This is a genomic window from Cellvibrio sp. UBA7671 (assembly GCA_002483145.1).
Lineage (GTDB): Bacteria > Pseudomonadota > Gammaproteobacteria > Pseudomonadales > Cellvibrionaceae > Cellvibrio > Cellvibrio fibrivorans.
Genome location: DLHJ01000003.1, coordinates 282,248 through 298,833 on the forward strand (window position 1 = coordinate 282,248; position 16,586 = coordinate 298,833).

Annotated in this window: 11 protein-coding genes; 7 read left to right on the plus strand and 4 right to left on the minus strand. The window is 50.8% G+C overall.

Going from position 1 to position 16,586, the window contains the following annotated elements; translation table 11 throughout:
- Positions 1-71: 71 nt before the first annotated feature.
- A complete protein-coding gene (locus tag B4E62_RS03755; protein WP_331351120.1) occupies positions 72-1,169 on the plus strand; it encodes a DUF2817 domain-containing protein in 1,098 nt (365 codons plus the stop codon).
- A 59-nt stretch (positions 1,170-1,228) separates the two neighbouring features.
- On the plus strand, positions 1,229-1,969 hold the full coding sequence (locus B4E62_RS03760) for an alpha/beta hydrolase (protein WP_331351121.1): 741 nt from the start codon (positions 1,229-1,231) through the stop codon (positions 1,967-1,969).
- Here the strand turns inward: B4E62_RS03760 and B4E62_RS03765 are convergent.
- The 4 genes from B4E62_RS03765 to B4E62_RS03780 form a co-directional block, all read right to left on the minus strand.
- Entirely contained in the window at positions 1,949-3,493 is a 1,545-nt protein-coding gene (locus B4E62_RS03765; protein ID WP_331351122.1) for a tryptophan halogenase family protein, read from the minus strand. The two genes, B4E62_RS03760 and B4E62_RS03765, sit on opposite strands and share 21 nt — an antisense overlap.
- The gene (locus B4E62_RS03770) at positions 3,486-5,003 is read right to left on the minus strand and encodes a tryptophan halogenase family protein (protein ID WP_331351123.1); all 1,518 of its coding nucleotides are present in this window, start codon (positions 5,001-5,003) and stop codon (positions 3,486-3,488) included. Before B4E62_RS03770 ends, B4E62_RS03765 begins: the two co-directional genes overlap by 8 nt.
- A 166-nt stretch (positions 5,004-5,169) precedes the next feature.
- Positions 5,170-8,067, minus strand: coding sequence for a TonB-dependent receptor (locus B4E62_RS03775; protein WP_331351124.1), 2,898 nt, complete (start codon positions 8,065-8,067; stop codon positions 5,170-5,172).
- Positions 8,068-8,402: 335 nt separating this feature from the next.
- A complete protein-coding gene (locus B4E62_RS03780; RefSeq protein WP_331351125.1) occupies positions 8,403-9,437 on the minus strand; it encodes a LacI family DNA-binding transcriptional regulator in 1,035 nt (344 codons plus the stop codon).
- 242 nt (positions 9,438-9,679) lie between these two features.
- On the opposite strand from B4E62_RS03780, the gene B4E62_RS03785 reads away from it, so the two are divergent.
- The 5 genes from B4E62_RS03785 (at position 9,680) to B4E62_RS03805 (ending at position 16,581) form a co-directional block, all read left to right on the plus strand.
- Positions 9,680-11,683 (plus strand): glycoside hydrolase family 97 protein, encoded by a 2,004-nt coding sequence (locus B4E62_RS03785; RefSeq protein ID WP_331351344.1) that lies wholly within the window; start codon positions 9,680-9,682, stop codon positions 11,681-11,683.
- Positions 11,684-11,969: 286 nt separating this feature from the next.
- Positions 11,970-12,575 (plus strand): gluconate 2-dehydrogenase subunit 3 family protein, encoded by a 606-nt coding sequence (locus tag B4E62_RS03790; protein ID WP_310072768.1) that lies wholly within the window; start codon positions 11,970-11,972, stop codon positions 12,573-12,575.
- 63 nt (positions 12,576-12,638) lie between these two features.
- On the plus strand, positions 12,639-14,372 hold the full coding sequence (locus tag B4E62_RS03795; RefSeq protein ID WP_310072770.1) for a GMC family oxidoreductase: 1,734 nt from the start codon (positions 12,639-12,641) through the stop codon (positions 14,370-14,372).
- 180 nt (positions 14,373-14,552) lie between these two features.
- A complete protein-coding gene (locus B4E62_RS03800; protein ID WP_310072772.1) occupies positions 14,553-15,431 on the plus strand; it encodes a sugar phosphate isomerase/epimerase in 879 nt (292 codons plus the stop codon).
- 79 nt (positions 15,432-15,510) lie between these two features.
- Positions 15,511-16,581 carry an SGNH/GDSL hydrolase family protein gene (locus B4E62_RS03805; protein ID WP_331351126.1) on the plus strand — a complete coding sequence of 357 codons (1,071 nt, stop codon included), beginning with the start codon at positions 15,511-15,513 and terminating at the stop codon, positions 16,579-16,581.
- The last annotated feature ends 5 nt before the right edge of the window (positions 16,582-16,586 follow it).

The following is a 16,586-nucleotide window of genomic DNA, read 5'->3' on the forward strand; positions in this document are numbered from 1 at the left end:
ACTGTAAAAAACCAGCACACCAAAAACCGCTATGCTTTGGGAAACCAAGGATTTATCGCATCGGCATTCACATGACCAACCTGAACCACACGCCACCTGACGTCACCGCAACGGGCGATATCACCTCATCCTCATTGCGCAGCGCTGAATTACGCAAAGATTTCAAACAAAAAATTCCTGAACTGCTACAACTTGAACGCTTGATGCGCGAACACAACAATCTTCTGCACGCCAACTGCGAAGCAAAATTGTATTACGAGAATATGGAGTTTCCACTCTATTCACTTACGCTCGGTTCGCGTGCACCCAACGCACCTACAATGTTATTTACTGGCGGAATTCACGGCATTGAGCGGATTGGCAGCCAGGTATTGATCGCCTGGCTACAAACGCTGTTGGAGCGCTTGCAGTGGGATGCAGGTTTGCAGCAGCAGTTGCAACAACTGCAATTAGTAATTGTGCCGATTATGAATCCGGTTGGCATGTATTTAAATCAGCGCGCCAATGGTAATGGGGTAGATCTAAACCGCAACGCGCCGATTGACGCCGAAGGCCCCGTGCCCCTGCTCGGCGGTGGCCATCGCCTCGGACCGTTTCTGCCCTGGTATCGCGGGCGCAAACGCGGGCAAATGGAAGCAGAAAATATCGCACTGGAACATGTAATCCAGCGACAAGTTTTTAATCGACCTTTTGCGGCAGTACTCGATTTGCATTCAGGCTTGGGCATGCAAGACCGGCTCTGGTTTCCGCACGCCTACCGCAAAAAAGCCATTGGTAATATCGCCGACTATGTTGCATTGAAGATGTTGTGGGAGCGCAGTTATCCGAACCATACTTATTTATTCGAGCCACAGTCGATTCATTATTTATCCCACGGCGATTTATGGGACTACTTTTATTACCAATCGCGCGCGCAAAACCAAGCGCACTTTTTACCGCTCACATTAGAGATGGGTTCCTGGCTGTGGGTGAAAAAAAGTCCCCGCCAATTATTCAACATGGCAGGATTATTTAACCCACAAATTCAGCATCGCCATACGCGGGTGCTGCGCCGCCATATTGTGTTGCTGGATTTTATGTTGGCTGCCACACTCAATCACCACAACTGGTTGCCCGATGAAAAACAAACCGGGATATTAAATCAAACGGCCAAGAGCCTGTGGTTTTGAAAAGTGCAGTTCTGAAAAGTGCGGTTCTGAAAAGTGCAGTTTTGAATGAGCATCGAATTGTGAAAAAACATTTGGTTTTATTGCGCGGCCTTGCGCGCGAAGCGGCGCACTGGATGGACTTTCCCCAGCAACTGGCCCAGAAACTGGGCAGTGACTGGACTATTCATTGCATTGATTTTCCCGGCTGCGGCAGCCAGTTTCAGCAGCCAGCGCTGGCCTCAATCCAACAGATGACCGACTACGCGCGCGCGCAAATCAGCGCATTAAAAATATCGCAACCCGTTTATGTGATCGGCATTTCCATGGGAGGAATGATCGCGCTGAATTGGGCCCAGCAATTTCCGCAAGAGCTTGCCGGCACAGTTCTGATTAATTCAAGTGCGGGCGATCAGCCCCTGCACTGGCGTTTGCGCCCGCGCGCCTGGCCGGCGATTATCGCTGCGCTCTTACTACCCATTCGCTGGCGCGAACACCTGGTGTTGCGCCATGTCAGTAATAACCGTGTGAATTTCAATGCCCATTTGCAGCAGTGGCTTGCGATTCAAACGCAACATCCGGTTTCGCGCGCAACCATCATTAGCATGCTGGGTGCCGCTGCGCGATTTCGCCCGCAGCGAGATTGCACGGTGCGCGGATTAATTATCGCCAGCGCGGGTGATCGCTTTGTTAATTGCAACGCAAGCAAAGACCTCGCACAGCGATTTAATTGGCCACTAGCGTTGCATCCGGATGCAGGTCACGACTTACCAATAGACGATCCCGAATGGCTCTGCCAAGCATTAGGAGCCTGGCTCAGTTAATTTTCTGTCATTCATCAACAGCGCTTTATGTGACGGAAAATTCAGCGCGCAGCCCTCAACAAAATTAGCGACTTCGCATTCGCGATAAAGATCACCTTTGCCCTGCCCCGGCTGATTGGGCGCAAGCGGCGGAAACGCCCCGTAGCCTGCCAGTAGACAATGCCAGGATGCGGCATTGAAGGCGGGTTTGATTTTTCGTTGCGCAAATTCCTCCTCCAGATCACCGCAGCGAAACCACACATCCAATAATTGCAGCAAGGATTCGGGCATGTGTTTATTGTCGCGGTTCGCGCGCCAATAACCTGCGTCGTCCCCCGCGCCATTAACCAACCCACGCGTGTTGAGTTTGTAATGCGCGAGAATGTAATCGCGCACGCCTTCAAAATGATTATTCACTGTGCGATTAAATTGTTCGCGCCCACCACAGGTGAATTGATGCTGGTCCAGCGCATCGATTAAAGCTTCAATCGTCAATTGCACCAAATGTAATGCGGTGGCTTCCAGCGGTTCGATAAACCCTTGCGACAATCCCAAGCCAACGCAATTGTAGGCCCAGTGTTGCTCCAATTGCCCTACACGCATTTTCAGATGACGGCACTCCTGCGCCGAATCACTCACCCCCAGGTGCGCGCGTAATTCTGCCTCTGCCTGATCCTTGCTAATAAATTGACTGCTGTAAACATAGCCATTTCCGCTGCGGTGCCTCAGCGGAATATGCCAACACCAGCCTGCAGTTAATGCGGTAGAACGGGTCTCCACCGGAAAATGTTGCGCGGCGGCACTGGGCATAACCACGGCACTATCGTTAAATAATTGCTGTGCGTAAGAGCGAAACGGCACGCCCAAACCCTGTTGCATTAACAGCGAGGCAAAGCCCGTGCAGTCGATAAAAAAATCACCGTCGATCACATCGCCGGCGCGGGTTTGGAGCGCGCTAATATCTCCCGCGTCATTGCGCAGCACCTGCGCAAAGGTTGCCTGGCGATGCACTACACCGCGCTCTGCAGCAACCCGCGCCAGATAGCGCCCGAGCAATTGCGAATCAAAGTGATAGCCGTACTCCATGTGAAAGGGAAAACTTTTTGGTGCAACAGGCGCTTTGCCTTGCCGCGCCAATTCACCATTAACAAAAAACCGCTCAGGCTCCGTTACCACATTCAGACCCAGACGACGTGTGCGGCAATTGGTAAAAAATGCGCGCTCGTTAAAAACATCCGGCTGGGAATAAAAGGGATGGGAATAATTGCTAAGGCCGGAAGCGGGGCTCCAGCCAACAAAGCGAATATTGGCTTTGTAAGTCGCCTGGCATTCCGGCATCCATTCGCTCTCGGGAATGTCGAGCGTTTTAAAAAAACGCTTCAGCGAGGGAGTAGAACCTTCGCCTACACCAATAATAGGAATTTCCGGCGCTTCGATTAAGGTTATCTGGACTTGCTCACGCGGCCATTGTTTTGCAAATAAATTCGCTGCCATCCAGCCAGCAGTGCCACCGCCGAGGATTAGGATGCGCCATGGTTTATCCACCTTGGGTCACCTCGCGCGTGACACCGGCGTACTGAAATAAAAAATCGTCATGGGTTGGCAATTGCGCAAGAGGCTTGCGCTTGGCCGTCGCAATTTGCTCAAGCATCGCGCTCAATTCACTGGCGGGAGGCAAATCAGCACTGGGGTGATAATCGCGCGGCACGATTCCCTGCCCCAGCATGACTTGCAGCCAGGAAGAATCGAGAAAAATATCGCCTGCATCATTGACCACTGAGCCAGTCTCGCGAAACAGCGCCATTTTGTGTGCGAGCCGTTCCGGAATCGGCATGTTGCGTAAATACCGCCAGAAGTCGTTATCGTCACGCTCGTTCAAGTGGTAATGCAAAATAATAAAATCGCGCACGGTTTCGTATTCGCGTTTTGAGTCCTGATTGTATTCATTAACCTGCGCAGCGCTGAAACCTGCATTGGGAAAATTTTTGGCGAGGCGCACTATGGCTGATTGGATTAAATGAATACTGGTGGATTCAAGTGGTTCCAAAAATCCGCTCGACAGGCCAACGGCAATAACATTTTTATTCCACTGTTGCAGTGTCCGCCCGGTTTTAAACTGAATGGGTTTGGGATCGGCAAGCGCAACTGAATCAAGGTTGTTCATTAAGATATGCGCAGCTTCATCGTCACTTAAATACTGCGAGCTATAAACCAATCCATTGCCGTTGCGGTGGGTCAGTGGAATTCGCCACTGCCAACCCACCTTATGGGCGATGGCGCGAGTATAAGGCAAGGTTTTTTCAAAGCGCTGCGAGGGAACTGCCAGCGCGCGATCACAGGGGAGCCAATGTCCCCACTCTTCGTAACCGGTACGCAGCGCGCCCTGAATCAGTAAGCCGCGCATACCGCTGCAATCGATAAATAAATCGCCCGCAATTTGCTGACCATTTTCCATCTGCAAGGCTTCAACAAAGCCGGAATCCGGATTGATTTTTACCGAACTGATTTTCCCCTCGGTGCGCACCACACCAGCCTGTTCGCTCAACTTGCGCAGATAGCGGCCATAGAGGGCAGAATCAAAATGATAAGCATAAGGGAGCTGGTAGAGCGGATCGTTGCTATTAAATTTTCCAAACACACCTGCGTTACAACACAGGTAATTTAAATCAAATTCCCACAGCGCAGCGGAGCTCAACCCCTGCTGACGCGCGCGCAACCAATAGTGCTGGAATGAACTGTAGCCAAGGGTAGCTCCCGGCGCACCGAAGGTGTGAAAGTAGCTCTCGCCGCGCTGCTTCCAATTATCGAAACGTATGGCCATTTTGATGGTGGCCCGGGTCTCGCGCAGAAACTCTGCCTCATCCAAGCCCAGCACCGCATTGAAAGTTTGTATCGGCGGAATTGTTGCCTCACCCACGCCGATGATACCGATTTCCTCTGATTCAACTAATTCAATATCAACGCGCTGCTGCAACATTTTTTTTAACAGCGCAGCACTCATCCACCCCGCTGTACCGCCCCCAGCAATAACTATTTTTTTGATTGGTTTATTCATTGGTTCGCAATTCCTTAGACTGCGCGTAACGGCGTCGCTATGGGTTAATACCAAGCCGGGTCACACTAAAGATAGCCGCTTTTATCGCAGCACATCGCTAAAGTCTCACCCATCAACAAAAAAAGCCTCCCGGATTCCTCCGGAAGGCCTTTTTAATCATCGCGCTTTAAAACGAGTAGTTGGCGTTCAACATATAGGTTGGACCAAATTCGCGGCGCGCAGTGACTATGCCCTGATCGCCTACATCTTCTTCGTCTTCATCGGTCAGGTTGGTACCTTGCAATGACAGACGCAAGCCATGCAGCGACTCCCAATCGGAATCAGAGAAATCGTAGCTGATTTGGGCGTCAATCAGTTGCACACCCTTGCGATTGGCATTTTCAATTTTGTTACTGCCACCGCGCTGATAGGTTGCGAAATCACTCCGGTCCGTACCCGCGACACGCACTTCGAATCCACCGGTCGCGTAGTAGATGGTTAGGGAGTGAACCTCATCCGACTGACCGGGAATGGCGGAACCATCATCCAGTTTGGCGTCAATGAGTGAGCTGGACGCAGCAAAACCGAAACCTTCCAGTGCATCGCTCACCAAGCCCAAGGGCACGTTAGCAGTCAGCTCCCAGCCATCCACAGTGCCTTTCAGACCATCTTCAAAGGACGATGAATAACCCATGAATTGGGCAGGAGCAACCACAGTACCCGCCGTCAGGAACACATCATTGGGGCCGTAGGTGCCATCGGTCTGCACCGTTTTGTTGTGGAACGCCGGTATGTAGTAGTTTGCTCCGCCGTTGGTTGCATCGTTAGTAAAATCGATAACCGTCTGACCTTCGCGCGTCCAGTTGACCAGATCTTTGTAGAAGTAGGTCAGGGAGATATAGCCATCATCCGCAAAGTATTTTTCGTAGGCCAGATCGAAATTATTGGACTCTAACGGCCGCAAGCTGGGCGCCCCCTGGAACTTGGACCAGGGCGTGTCCGCGGTGTAATCCGTAGAGAGCAAAATATCGATGTTCTGATCGTACTTCACAAAACCGGAGGCTTTCATTTGGTCGATACGCGCGCGGCTAATCGTTTTGGACGCCCCAAAGCGCACAAATTGGGATTCAGCCACTTCCGCACTCAGGTTCAAGCTGGGCAGCACTTTGGTGTAGCTCGCCCCACCCTCGGCGGTACGTGTTGGATCCACACTGAAGGTTTCATCCACCAGGCCGGTGTAGCCAGTAGAAGCCTGGTCGGTATCCACTACCTGCACCCCGGCATTACCAACCAGATTGATTCCGCTCACTTCGGTATTGATATCCGCTTGCAGGTAGAAGGTAGTCACCTCTTCTGTGACCACATAGGTGTCACCCAAGCGATCCGGCTCGAGTTCGGCCGCCGAGGTTTGGTAGTAATAACCGTCTTTGTAAGGGGCATAACCATCATAGGCAACCACTTTACCCAAGCCCGCCCAGCTCAGATCCGCAAGGCCGAAGCGATATTTCTCGGGAATAACTTCATCCACTTTTCCGGTGCCATTTCCGTAGGGATATGTGGGTGAAGTGGCGAAGAAGCCATCGTTAATTTTGGATTTTTCACGATCACTGAAATAGGCACCAAAAGTCACACCGCTAAGGAAACTCGTATCCAATTCAACGGCAAGCTCGACCTTCACGGTAGTCAGGTCTTCACTGAAACGCCCTGCATTAAGGAAGCCGTCCTGCGCGTTTTCGTAGGTATAAACACCGCCACCGGCTGCCTTTTGCACGTTCGAGGCAAAGACATCAGCCTCGGCGGCCAAGGAGCCACCCCACCCTTGCGGGCCGGTCAGCTTGATACTGTTAAAGTCGCTGAAATCCATGCCCGAAATGCCGGTGAAGTAGACACCGCCCTGACTCATTTCAAAGTTGCGCGAGCCTAATTGCGCATTGGTCAGGGAGCCGGAGCGGCCCAGACCGGCATAGCTTTCGCCACGGGTATCGGTTTTGCTGGATTCACTGTCGGCAGCATCCAAATGGAATGACCAGATTTCGTTGAATTTGTACTTGAGGTTTACGCCCACCGTTTGCAAATCACCGAGGATTTCTTTGGGGTCGGTACGCAATACAGGGTTGGCATTGACCTGAACCCCGGTCGCATCAAATTCGCCCGAACCCGCTGTAATACTGCCGACCGAGAAGGGTTCGATAAATCCGCGAATCACACCGTAATCGCTGTAATCGATGTCCAGGGCATCAATTACTATGTCCAGATCTTCATTGGGGCGGTACTGGAAAATCGCGGAAACGGTATCGCGCTCCAGCACCGATGAAATCGCCATAATGTCGAGGCCCGAGGGCACATAGCGGTCGCTGGCAGCATTTTTGTCATAGCCCCAAACGCCATACTTGCGCTGGTTGGTAGGCGATTCAGTAGAGGCATAGGCCATCGCCAAACCTATAGTGTCATCGGCAAACTTTTGCGAAAAACCTATGGCGTAGCGATTGCCGTTGTCATCAAACTCGGGGTTATCCGAGCCCTGGGAATTCACTTCGTAAGACCCGTTCAGGGTAACCGTGGGCGCAGAGTCCAATGGGCGCGCCGTACGCAAATCCACGGTTCCGCCAATTCCGGTAGTGGTCAATTTGGCTTCGGAAGATTTGTAGATGACTGCACCAGACATAATTTCAGAGGGGTATAAATCGTATTCAGCACCGCGGTTATCGCCAATACCGAGCAGTTCGCGACCATTCAGGGTGGTGCCAACAAAATCCTCTTTAAAGCCGCGCACGGAGATACCGCTCACGCGCCCTCCTTTACGCTCACCCGCCAAACCGGGCAAACGTGCCAAAGATTCTGCGATCGATGAGTCTGGCAGCTTACCAATGTCCTCAGCCGCCAATGCCTCTGATATGGAGGCGTTTTCCATCTTCATTGACTGTGCACGCATCAAGCTTGCGCGGATACCGGTCACCATCACCTCTTCAACGTCCGAGGTGGTTTCATTGTCGGAATTTTGTGCATGGACCAGACCAGTGCTTCCGGCAGCCGTCGCCACGGCTAAAGACAAAATCGCGGGCTTGAATATGGGGTTGTGTTTCATGTCTCTCTCCAGTTGAGCTTTTTAGGCTGTAAGAAAATCTTTGCAACCGGTTGTAATTTAGAACACTCACGGACGAAAGCCAAAAAAAGTTCCATTTTTTTTGCGCTCGCTACCAAAGGTTACATTTTAATCAAATACAGCCACTCAAAATCTGCTACCGACAGAAACAACCGGTTGCAAAACACGCCACTAAATAACATTGGTTACATTAGTTGTCATTTGAGAATAAATCGCATAGCAACTTAAGGCAGGTGTTGCACATGGAAAAAGAGGGGAAAGCAACGAAAAACGGCGCAGTAAAAACTGCGCCGTTTAGTATCTAGGAAGGGGGAAATCTAGCTCAGGGTACTATTGCGAACGATGATATCGGTGGGTAGGAATCCGGAATCCACCCGTTCACCATCAATCATGGCGAGCAACTTTTCCACCATTAACCGGCCACCCTGCTCCCGATCCTGACGGATGGTGGTAATCGAAGGGGTGTAAAAGCGGGCCAGGGAAATATCGTCATAACCAACTACCGCGACATCGGTCGGTACGCGGAGGCCATGCTCGGTAAGCGAGTTAATTGCCGCCATGGCTATGGCATCGCTCAAGCAAAACAATCCATCAAATTTGTGCCCGCTGGCGATGAGACGCTGCGCCGCCTCCCGGTGGCTGTCGCGACCAACCCCTAATGCCACTTCCAGCACCGGGTTGGGGGCCAGACCAGTATTCATCAAGGTTTGGTGGTACCCCTCATAACGCAACCGGCCTTCGGGGGTCGACCAATCGCCGATAATGGCAATTTGCTGGCGGCCTATCTCGAGTAGATGACGAGTGGCCAACGCCCCGCCCAAGTGGTTATCGCCGCCCACAGTGCAGTAGCGCTGATCCGGCAACTTGGCTCCCCAGACCACTACCGGTGTATTGCCATCTGCAATGCGGTTTAGGTCCTCATGGCAATCCGCCTGACCGGCCACAATCAGGCCGTCGCAGTTGATCCGGCGCAAACCATCGTGGCCGCTGGCTACCGCATGCAAGCTCAAGCCAGACAGGAGCATTTCGTGCCCTTGCTCAATCAGGCTAAAAGAGATGGAACCCAATAATTCCAGGAAAAATGGATCGGTAATTTGCCAGCGGGCTTCATCCGCCGAGGGAATAACAACGCCGATAGTGAGGGATTCTTTGAGCCGAAAATTGCGCGCCTGGGTATTCAGGCGATAGTTATGCTCCTTGGCCAGCGCCTGAATTTTCTCGCGGGTCTCCAAATTGACCAGCTCACTGTTTTGCAATGCACGCGAAACAGTTGACTTGGAGACCCCCGCCATTTTCGCCAGATCCACCATTTTCAACGCGGTTTTTTTTATCGTTGTAGTTTCTTTTTTCATCGCCAGCCACTCGTTGAGCAATTCAGCGGAAACCTGCCGCTACACCAAATTGGCATCATAGTTTGTTTTCCGGGCAATCACCATACAACCGGTTGTAAATCGAACCAAAATCCAATCTCAAGCACTTGCCCCAATTTAATAACACTGGTTTAATTAGTTGCTAAAAAACGCTCGTTTTACTTTCCGGCAACTGCGATGCAGTGCAAGGGGCTCCGATGAAACACCTGTATTCCAACCTTGTTATGGGGCTGGCCCTGATCCTTTTGATCTTGCCTGGCAAGGCGGACACTACACAAAGCTACCAGTTGCGGTCACCCGATAACTCCCTTGATGTGCAGCTAGAGGTGCGCCCGGAGGGGGTGTTCTACAGCCTAAACTACCAACACAGATCGGTAGTAAAGCCCTCTCGCTTGGGACTCAATATTAAAGGGCAAGAACCTCTGGCCAGCGCATTTGAGGTCTATAAACACAGCGAGCGCGAGGTGAACCAGCAATGGCAGCAACCTTGGGGAGAACAACAGACCATCAGCGAGCACTATCGTGAGCTTCGTCTGGAACTTAGCGAAACCAGCGCCAAGCCCCGGCGATTACATCTGGTGATACGCGCGTTTAACGATGGTATTGGCCTGCGCTACGAGCTACCTGATCAGCCGCACCTGAAGAATTTCGTGATCGAGGACGAGCTGACTGAATTTGTATTGGCCGAAAATAGCCACACCTGGTGGCTCCCCGCCTATCGCAACTGGGGCCCGGAATATCAATACCTCAAATCCGCACTCAGTTCAGTCGATGTGGCCTTCACCCCAATGACTCTGGAGGCGCGCCACTACGCGCTGGCGATTCACGAGGCGGCGCTGGTCAACTACGCGAGCATGACCCTGCGCCTGCAGGGGGATAACAGCAAAACCCTGAAAGTGGACTTGGTGCCCTGGCCGAACGGCGACAAGGTGCGCACATCTACCCCCATGAAGTCCTCCTGGCGCAGCATTCAAATCGCACCAAAAGCCATAGATCTGTTGAACTCTCACCTGACCTTGAACCTGAATGAAGCACCCACGCCCGAGGCGCTCGCTAATGCCGATCGCTACCTGAAACCCGGGAAGTACATGGGAATCTGGTGGGAAATGCATATCGGCGAAAAGGATTGGAGCCCCGGCCCCAAACAGGGCGCCACCACGGCGCGCGCCAAACAATATATCGACTTCGCCGCGCAACACGACATTAGTGGCCTGCTCATCGAAGGCTGGAATAAAGGATGGGAGGGTGAATGGTGGCAGCGCCCGCCGACATTTATCTTTGATCAACCGGTGGACGGGCTGAATTTGGAAGAGGTGGTGCGCTACGGCAGAGAAAAAGGCGTGGCTGTTATCGGTCACCACGAAACCGCGGCGGGCGTTACCTATTACGAGCAGCAAATGGAGTCAGCCTTTGGTTACTACCAAAAGCTTGGCATTCACAGCGTAAAAATGGGCTACGTGGGTAAGCGTATCGACGGTGACCAGTGGCACCACGGCCAATACATGGTGAACCATTTCCAGCGACTGGTGGATACCGCCGCGCGCCATCAGGTGATGGTTAACGCCCATGAAACCGTCACCGATACTGGCCTGCGCCGTACCTATCCCAACTTGATGACCCGGGAGTGCGTGCGCGGTATGGAGTACAACGGCGGTAGCCCTGACAGCGGCAACCTGCCCGATCACACCACCATCATTCCCTTTACTCGCGGCCTCTCCGGCCCCATTGATTTCACCCCCGGAATCTTCAATTTCGACTACCAAAAATATCGCCCCAATAACCGGGTTCCGTCGACGCTCGCCAACCAGCTGGCGCTCTACGTGGTGATCTACAGCCCATTGCAAATGGTGGCAGACTTGCCGGAAAACTATGCAGGACATCCCGCCTTTCAATTTATCGACGATGTGCCCACTGACTGGCGCGAGAGCCGGGCCTTGCAGGGCGAGATAGGTGAATATCTGGTGGTCGCCCGACAAGATAAAAACAGCGCCGACTGGTACCTGGGCGCTATCACTAACCAAAAAGCGCGCGCGCTCAGCGTAAAACTCGATTTTCTCCAGCCCGATGCTGACTATGAGGCACAGATCTATCGCGACGGCAAAGATGCAGATTGGGAAACCAATCCTGAGTCCTACGAGATTGTCCGCCTGCGCGTGAATGTGAAGACTCAACTCCAACTGGATTTAAAGCCAGGCGGAGGTACCGCTATACGGCTAAAAAAACGCTAGTCGATTAGCGGACAGAATTACTTTCTTTATGCCTAATTTTTCGGGTTAGATTGCACTTGTGAGCAAAGCCTTCTAACCCGTGCAAATAAGCAGAAAATTCGCGTAAAAAGCATCTGCAATCGATTACATATTTACAAATATTGACCCCTCTTAACCGGATCAGCAACTAGACTTCAAAGCACATCTCCCAGCAGGGAAAGCCATACACCCACCCAGGAGAGAACGGGTGAAGCAACCGCCAAGGCCGCGCACAACCCCAAAACAATACAATAAGCACGAGGCTTACATGACCCTACCCGCTCTACCGAATGGCGCAACCGGTGTTTCGCGCCGCGACGCCATTAAACAACTTGCACTCGCCTGTGGCCTGGTACTCTCGGCTAATTCACTCTCAGCGCTGGCCGCTTTTACACCACCAACGGATTTAACGCGCAGCAAAAAGACCCTGCTTAACACCGACCAATTAGCACTGGTGCGCGAACTGGGTGAAATCATTATCCCCACTACTGACACTCCCGGCGCCATCGCCGCTGGCGTACACGATTTTATCAATCACTTTGCCGTTTATTGCGCGAGCAAAGAAGAACAGCAAGGGCTGCTAGCGGGATTGAAACGCATCGATGATTCCGCACAAACGCGCTTCAGCAAACCGTTTATCAGCGCGAACAAAACACAGCAAATCGAACTACTCACCAACATGGAAAAGGCAGCCGATGGTTTCACGGCCGATGACCGCACCTTCTTCAAACAATTAAAAGCGCTGGTGACCTTCGGTTACTACACCTCGGAAATTGGGGCAACGCAAGAATTGGCTTACCTCGCCATCCCCGGCGGCTATAAGGGTAATGTTAAATTCAAAGAAACGGGCAAAGCCTGGGCGCTCCCGTATTAACAGGAATTGCCCCTGATCACCTTTAACCTCGTTGCCCCGTTAATTTCTTAAGAAGTCATCTCCATGGATAAAAATATTTACATCATCAAAAGCACCGAAATTTTTGATGCAATAGTTGTCGGCTCTGGTATTTCCGGTGGCTGGGCCGCTAAAGAACTCACTGAAAAAGGGCTGAAAACATTAATGGTCGAACGCGGCCGCCCGGTAGAACACCGCAAAGATTATGTCGGCGAAGGTGTTAAAGCCTGGCAAATGCCTTTTCGCGGCAAAGTCGAAAAAGCGATTGTCGATGAACAGCATTACGTGCAACAAAAATGCTACGCCTTTAACGATGCCACCAAACATTTTTTTGGCAACGACAAAGACTATCCCTACAGCACGCCCAAAGATAAACCCTTCGATTGGATTCGCGGCAATCAATTAGGTGGAAAATCTCTCTTGTGGCATCGTCAATCCTATCGCTGGAGTGAACATGACTTTACTGCCAACGCGCGCGATGGCCACGGCGTAGACTGGCCGATTCGCTACAAGGATATTGAGAAGTGGTATGACCACGTAGAAATCCATGCGGGCATTAGCGGTTCAGCCGAAAATCTGGAGATATTGCCCGACAGTAAATTTTTACCGCCGTTTGAAATGAACGCGGTCGAAAAAGAAATGAAAGCGCGCATCGAAAAGAAATGGAAAACGCGCAAACTCATTATGGGTCGCACTGCACATTTATCAGTGCCAGCCCCACACCACACCGCACAGGGGCGCATCCAATGCCAGACGCGCAATGAATGCCAAAAAGGCTGTTCCTTCGGCGCCTATTTTTCTACCCAAAGTTCAACCTTGCCATCGGCATTGGCCACCAATAATTTAACTATCGCGACTAACAGTGTTGTGCACAGTGTTATTTACGACCCCAAAACCAATCGCGCAACCGGCGTGCGGGTGATTGATGCAGACACGCTGGAGACGCGCGAATATTTTGCCAAAGTGATTTTCCTGTGCGCATCTACCCTCGGCACAACACAAATCATGCTGAACTCAAAAAGCGAAAGTTTCCCTACCGGTATCGCCAATTCATCCGGCGCACTTGGCCATTATTTGATGGACCATTTGTACGGCGCGGGTGCATCCGGACGCGTGGAAGGTTTTGAAGAAGAATATTATTCCGGCCGTCGCCCCACCGGTTTGGTGATGCCGCGTTTTACCAACTACAGCGAAATGAATCCCAAGTTCCTGCGCGGCTACCAGATCACCGGCAGTGCTATGCGTCAAGGCTGGGACACATTTAGTCAGCAAGACGGTTTTGGTGCAGACTACAAAAAAGCAATCCGCAGTGCAGGCAGTTGGATATTCAATCTGGGCGGCTCAGGCGAAATGCTACCGCGCTATGAAAATCAGGTTTCCCTGCATCCGACGTTGAAAGATAAATGGGGCATTCCACAATTACATATTGAGTGCGACCTGTCAGAAAACGATTGGAAAATGTTTGAAGATATCGCCGACACCTGTGCTGAAATTCTGGAAGGCATTGGAGTGAAAGATATAACGAAAAAAATCGATGCGAAAAAAGATTGGCACCCCGGCCTTGCCATTCATGAAATGGGTACAGCGCGTATGGGTAAAGATCCCAAAACCTCGGTACTCAACGGCTGGAATCAGGCACATGATGTACCTAACTTATTTGTCACCGATGGTTCTTCCATGGCATCCTGCGCTTCGCAAAATCCATCACTGACTTATATGGCGCTCACTGCGCGCGCCGCTGATTATGCAGTGCAGCAATTGAAGCTCGGAAAGATTTAGGAAAATCCTGAAAAATATACTTTCGTCATACCCGCGAACGCGGGTATCCATAAAATCAACATTCTGGATTCCAGCTTTCGCAGGAATGACGAGTTCCTAGTAAAAAAGCACCACCACAAGTACGACGACTACAGCACTATAAAACACATAACCCGTTCGTTATAAAAAAAGGAAACCACTATGAAGCTATCCAAAACAATAATGGCCAACGCAATAAAAGCCATCACTATGGCCGCGATTGCGAGTATCAGTGTAGCGACTTTCGCCGCCGATATTGCGCCCACCTCACCACAGTTGAGCGTGCAGCTCTGGTCAATTAAAGATGATGTCGCCAAAGATTTTGAAGGCACATTGAAAAAACTCAAAGCCATGGGCTTTAACGGTGTGGAATTCGCTGGCAACTTCGGCGCTTATGAAAAAGATCCAAAAGGCTTGAAAGCCTTTTTGGAAAAAACCGGATTGAAAGCCTCAGGCGCACACGTACATTTTGATAAATTGTCGCCCGAAAATTTTGATGCAACGGTTGCCTTCTACAAAGCGATCGATTGCAAATATTTAATTATCCCAATGGACAAACGCGCATTTACCCCAGAAGGTGCCAAAGAAGTTGCCGCCGAACTGGAAGTGATCCAGAAAAAATTAGCGCCCCATGGCATGCACACCGGCTACCACAATCACAAACCAGAAATGCTCGGCGACATGGGTAAAACACCTTGGGATGTGATCGGCAAAGGCACATCGCACGGCGTAATTCTGCAGCAAGATGTGGGTTGGACAGAAGTGGCGGGCAAAAATCCAGTGGATTTTGTTAAGGCTTACCCTGGTCGCACTATTACCACTCACTACAAAGCAGCCGCGCCAGATGAAGGCAATAAAGAAAACCCGATCCTCGGTAAAGACACCACTGACTGGAAGGCATTGCTTGAAGCCAATAAAACCGTCGGTGGCACACTCTGGTTGGTGGTGGAGCAAGAAGTCTATCCAGAAGGTATGACGCCAATGCAAAGCGTAGAAGCGTCACTGAAAGGCTTGCAAAAAATTATCGCCGATACCAAATAATTTTGCCTTTTATTTTATTAAAACGCCGCCATGCGGCGTTTTCTATTTTAGAAACCACAATAAAAAAAGTGGAGCAAACATGAACCTGACACGTTTTTCTATCGCATTAGTTAGCCTTTCTTGGATTAGCCTGAGCGCACACAGCGCCGAACTGCAGCAATTGCCCACCCATACCAGCAGCCGCGTATTGGTGACCAGTGACGAGGCAGGAAATAAAGCCTATGAATATTCATGGCCTGCCATCTATTTTGAAACTGCTTTTAACGGCGATTCACTAACGATAAAATTTGATGATGACCAAAACAATTTTCACCTGATTATTGATAGCCAAACACCGATCGCAATCAAAAAGCCCGGCAAACAGGATTATGTTGTACCTAACTTAACCCCCGGCAAACATCAAGTAAGGCTGGAAAAAATCAGCGAGACGCAATCATCCACTGGTCGCTTCCTCGGCTTCTACAGCGACGACAAAGCCGCAAAACTTCCAGAGCGCAAACGCCAAATTGAATTTATCGGCGATTCATTTACTGTGGGTTACGGCAATACATCCAGCAGCCGTGAATGTACCAATGAAGAACTGTTCAATACCACCAACTCGCAACTCGCTTTCGGCCCACTGACCGCAAAACATTTTAATGCGGACTATCAAATAAATGCCTCGTCGGGCTTTGGCATAGTGCGCAACTACAATGGCCACTCACCCGATAAAAACCTGATTGGTTTCTATCCATTTACATTGCACAACAACAGTTATATCTATGCTGGCAATTGGAAGCCGCAAGTGATCGTTATAGGTTTGGGCACTAACGATTTCTCTACCAAACTCAATGACGGTGAACGCTGGAAAACGCGTGCAGAATTGCAGCAGGATTATGTGAAAAAATACACGCAGTTTGTCAAAACACTGCACACGAAGAATCCGAAAGCGCATTTTATTTTGATGGCATCAGACAAGATGGAAGGAGAATTGGCTGCGCAGGTGGGCAATGTAGTCGCCACGCTTAAAGCCGATGGTTTAAAGAAAGTGGATTCAATTATTTTCAGTGGATTGGATTATCAAGGCTGCCACTGGCACCCCTCGGCAAAAGACGACAAGCTACTCTCTGATTTGTTGATTGATTACTTGAGCAAAAACAAAGCTTGGTAGTTGTG

Coding starts and splice junctions, on each gene's coding strand:
- B4E62_RS03755 (WP_331351120.1), top strand. CDS start 72: ATGACCAACCTGAACCACACGCCACCTGACGTCACCGCAACGGGCGAT.
- B4E62_RS03770 (WP_331351123.1), bottom strand. CDS start 5,003: ATGAATAAACCAATCAAAAAAATAGTTATTGCTGGGGGCGGTACAGCG.
- B4E62_RS03775 (WP_331351124.1), bottom strand. CDS start 8,067: ATGAAACACAACCCCATATTCAAGCCCGCGATTTTGTCTTTAGCCGTG.
- B4E62_RS03780 (WP_331351125.1), bottom strand. CDS start 9,437: ATGAAAAAAGAAACTACAACGATAAAAAAAACCGCGTTGAAAATGGTG.
- B4E62_RS03785 (WP_331351344.1), top strand. CDS start 9,680: ATGGGGCTGGCCCTGATCCTTTTGATCTTGCCTGGCAAGGCGGACACT.
- B4E62_RS03790 (WP_310072768.1), top strand. CDS start 11,970: ATGACCCTACCCGCTCTACCGAATGGCGCAACCGGTGTTTCGCGCCGC.
- B4E62_RS03795 (WP_310072770.1), top strand. CDS start 12,639: ATGGATAAAAATATTTACATCATCAAAAGCACCGAAATTTTTGATGCA.
- B4E62_RS03800 (WP_310072772.1), top strand. CDS start 14,553: ATGAAGCTATCCAAAACAATAATGGCCAACGCAATAAAAGCCATCACT.
- B4E62_RS03805 (WP_331351126.1), top strand. CDS start 15,511: ATGAACCTGACACGTTTTTCTATCGCATTAGTTAGCCTTTCTTGGATT.